This is a genomic window from uncultured Campylobacter sp. (assembly GCF_938040115.1).
In the GTDB taxonomy this organism is placed as follows: domain Bacteria; phylum Campylobacterota; class Campylobacteria; order Campylobacterales; family Campylobacteraceae; genus Campylobacter_A.
The window spans coordinates 1-4,092 of record NZ_CALHXD010000078.1 but is presented as its reverse complement, the minus strand read 5'-3'; the positions used below and the strand labels follow the sequence as shown (position 1 = coordinate 4,092).

General features: G+C 45.4%; 3 protein-coding genes and 1 pseudogene. 2 read left to right on the top strand and 2 right to left on the bottom strand.

All coding sequences use genetic code 11. The features are described 5' to 3' along the window. Together Q0314_RS02995 and groES are read right to left on the bottom strand one after the other, a co-directional pair. A partial coding sequence (locus Q0314_RS02995; RefSeq protein WP_298056357.1) for a TCP-1/cpn60 chaperonin family protein occupies positions 1-589 on the bottom strand: 589 nt, incomplete at its 3' end. Positions 590-610: 21 nt separating this feature from the next. Beyond that, complete coding sequence (gene groES, locus Q0314_RS02990; RefSeq protein ID WP_002946739.1) at positions 611-871, bottom strand: co-chaperone GroES; 261 nt, start codon at positions 869-871, stop codon at positions 611-613. A gap of 173 nt (positions 872-1,044) precedes the next feature. Here groES and Q0314_RS02985 point away from each other — a divergent pair, with 173 nt between their 5' ends. Both Q0314_RS02985 and Q0314_RS02980 read left to right on the top strand, forming a co-directional pair. After that, positions 1,045-3,630, top strand: a complete 2,586-nt coding sequence (locus Q0314_RS02985; RefSeq protein ID WP_298056354.1) for a hypothetical protein — start codon at positions 1,045-1,047, stop codon at positions 3,628-3,630. A 28-nt stretch (positions 3,631-3,658) separates the two neighbouring features. Further along, positions 3,659-4,092, top strand: a pseudogene (locus Q0314_RS02980) (hypothetical protein); the annotation flags it as partial.

Sequence of the window (4,092 nt, the reverse complement as noted above, 5' to 3'; positions counted from 1 at the left end):
CGCGGTCAAACTGCATACCCTCGACCACGTTTAGCTCGTCATGGATAGATTTTGCTTCCTCGACGGTGATGACGCCGTCTTTGCCGACTTTTTCCATCGCATCAGCGATCAGTCCGCCGATAGCAGAGTCTGAGTTTGCCGAGATGGTCGCTACTTGCGCGATCTCTTTTTTATCAGTTACCTTGCGCGATAGGTTTTTTAGCTCGGCGATTATAGCTGCGGCCTCTTTATCCATACCGCGTTTTACTTCGACCGGATTTGCGCCTGCGGTGATGTTTCTTAAGCCCTCTTTAAAGATAGAGTGCGCCAAAACCGTAGCCGTAGTCGTACCGTCGCCAGCCTCGTCGTTTGTCTTGCTAGCGACCTCTTTTACTAGGCCTGCGCCCATGTTTTCTAGAGCGTCTTTTAGCTCTACTTCTTTAGCTACGCTCACGCCGTCTTTAGTGATCGCAGGAGCGCCGAAGCTCTTTTGCACTAGCACGTTTCTGCCGCGAGGCCCCATCGTTACTTTTACCGCGTCATTTAGTTTTCTAACGCCCTCGTATAGTTTGTTTCTAGCCTCGTCTGAAAAAAATATCTCTTTTGCCATCTTTATTCCTTTAAATTTAGATTATTTTAAAACGCCCAAAACGTCTTCGATTTTTAGAACCAAATACGTCTTGCCGTCAAGCACGACCTCGGTGCCGCCGTATTTTGCGAAAACTACGCTATCGCCCACGCTCACGCCTTCTACCTCGCTTGATACCGCCAAAACCTTGCCGCTTAAAGGTTTTTCTTTTGCATTATCGGGTATAATGATGCCCGAAGCGGTCGTTTTGACGTCCTCGAGACGCTCGACTAAGACTCGTTTGCCTAACGGTTGAAAATTCATGATTCATCCTTTATGGTTTGATTTTACTTTTTTAGCACTCTTTTGTTTTGAGTGATGAAATTATAGTCAAATTTTTAGAATTTGTCAATGAATTAGCTAAAATTCTTAACAAGTCTTAGTATAATCGGCTCAAGTTTCATAATAAAATTAAACTAAATCTAAAAGGATAGACGATGAAAATTTTAGGCGCCCTGCTCGGACTGGTTTTTGCTTTGCTTATCGCGGCTTACGTCGCGGCCTTTACGGATTTTGGCAACGGCTTGGTTAAACCCTACGCTGAAAATATCATTAAAGAAAAAAGCGGATTTGATGTCAAATTTGACAAATTTCAGATCCGTCCGACGAGCGTAGATATCGTAGCTAACGTAAACGGCGAGATCGCGGCGAACGTAAACGGCGGGCTTTCTATTTTCTCTCAAAGCCTCGATCTAAAATACGACGTCGCAGTTAGCGATCTAAAAAGCCTGGGCGTCAAACTAAACGAAGCTATGAAAATCTCAGGCATCGCAAAAGGCAAATTTAGCGATTTCACCGCTAGCGGAGTAGGCCAAATGCTAGGCTCAAACGTTAGCTTCGACGCAAATTTAAAAGACTACAAGCCGCTTTCTTTAAAGCTCGACGCTAAAAATTTACAGGTCGAAAAAGCTCTAGCACTAGCAGGTCAGCCTATCTACGCGCGCGGTAAAATCTCAGCCGTCGCAAACATCGTAGAAAGCGGCGGCAAACCAAACGGCACCGCAAACATCGATATCTTGGACGTAAAAACCGATAACGCGCTAATCGCAAAGGATTTTAACGTCACTCTGCCGTCAAATTTCGCCGCAAACGGCAAAATCGTAGCCGACGTAAAAGATGGTATCGTAAATGCCAAAAGCGCCGTGATCACGCCGCTAGCGACGATCGGTAGCGACAAGACGATCTACGATCCAAACTCAAATACCCTAAGCAGCGACGTCAAGCTCATCGTGGACGATCTGGCCAAATTTGAGCCCGTCGTGGGGCAAAAGCTTAGCGGCGCGTTTAAAGCAAACGGCAACGTCATCGCTACGGCTGGCGAGCTAAAAAACTTCGACGTCAAGATTGAAGGCTTTGGCGGTAACGTCGATGCGGTGCTAAACGGCGGCAAGCTAATCGCCAAAATCAGCTCGCTAAAGCTTGACGAACTCGTTAAAATCGCCGCTTTCCCAGCGTTTGTCGGTGGAACGATCAGCGGCGAAGCAGTGCTAAACGATGTGCACAACACGCAAAATATCTCTGGCTCGGTTAAGCTCGCCACCAAAAACGCGCGGCTAAATCCGGCAGAGCTAAAACAGGTCGCAAAGGAGATAAATTTAAGCAAACCTCTAACTTTTGAACTAAACGCAAACGCCGACGTGGCAAGCTCGAAAGCCAAATTTAACGCCTCGCTAAACTCCGAGCTTTTAAAGCTAAAGAGCCTAAGCGGCATTTACGGACTGGACGACAAAAATGCGGACGTCAAATTTGATGCGGGCATCGATGATCTGGGTAAATTTGAAGAGCTAATCGGCAAAAAACTATCGGGCAAAGTGGACGTCAAAGGCGCGGCAAAACTCGCAAAGGGCGCGCTTAGCGAGCTAGATCTAAACGCAAACGCTCTAGGCGGCAAGATAGACGCAAACCTCAAAAACGAAAAACTCGCGGCAAATTTAAGCGCGCTTTCGCTTAAAGACGCATTTACGCTGGCTGCGCTGCCAAACTACGCCGACGCCGTGATCGACGGAACGGTAAACCTAAGCGGGCTCGATCCGAAAAATCTCAGCGGTACGGCTAAATTTAACGTCAAAAACGGCATAGTAAATAGCGCCGTCGTAGCAAAGGAGCTAGATAAGCGCTTCCCAAACGGCACGAAATTTGACGCAAACGCGGACGTCGCTATAAACGGCGGCAAGGCTAAATTTGACGCGGTAGCAAATCTCGTCTCAAACGCAAACAAGAACCTAATCGCGCTAAAAAATCTAAAAGGCGACTACGAGCTTGAAAGCGGCTCGGCGAAGGCGGATTTTGAGCTTAGCATAAGGGAGTTAAAAGAGATCGAGTTTTTGGTCGGAAGGCCGCTTTACGGGCCTTTGCTAGTTATCGGCGACGCGACTAAAACGGGCGAAAAGCTAAGCGCGAACGTAAATTCGCGGCTATTTAACGGCGATCTTAAGGCAGTCTTAAAAGACGATATCCTGAACGCAAATTTAAAAAGCTTTACCGCCAAAGGCCTCACCGACTTTTTGGGCCTCTCGCACGTCTATGACGGCACTGGCGATATGACGATGGACTATAATCTCGTCTCACAAAAAGGCAAATTTGACGTCATCGTAGACGAAGGTAAGCTCGCAAAGACCGATTTTACCGAGCAAGTAAGAACATTCACGGGGCGCGACATCACGAGCGAAATCTATAAAAACAGCAAAATAAAAGGCACGATAAACAAAAACCTCATCGACTTTAACGCCGATATGAACGCGACTAGAAGCCGCGTCTGGGTAACTAGCGGCAAATACGATATGGCGACCAAGGCCGTAAACGTACCGATAAAGATGAACTACGAAAAAACCGACATCGACATCACGGTTACGGGCACTAGCGACAACCCGAAATACACGATCGGCTCAGACTACCTAAAAGGCAAGGCGGTCAAAGAGCTGGATAGATTTTTGGATAAAAAATTCGGCAAGGACGACGAAAACGGCACCACGGGCGATGCGAAAAAGGACGTTATAAAAGGGCTTATCAAAGGGCTGTTTTAGCTATAAATTTAATAAAAAAGGAATTAAAATGAGCGCAATTAAAAATCAAGAAATTTTAAATAATATCATGAAAGAAAACTATCTTAGGTTAAGCAAAGAGGCTATTGTTGCAGCCATGCTCAAGCAAGAGGTGGCTGGACAAAGGGTTTTTTATGTTTATCTAAAACAGTGTGGATATGATATACAGCCTGAAAATATGGATAGAAATCAGAGCGATGGCATAGTAAGAAATACAATTATTGAATGCAAACTAAACGAAAGTGAGGGCGGTGGAACAAAAAAAGCTTATCAAGAACTTTATGATATTATACCGACGCGTCTAAAGCAAAAAGGTGAGCCAATACCTTACTATCGCATTTATATAGAGCTCGAAACATTTTTAGTGGAAGTATATGACTGTCATTGTAAGTTGCAAGAAAAATTTGATTGGCATACAGATCATAGTAAATTTAAAAAATATTT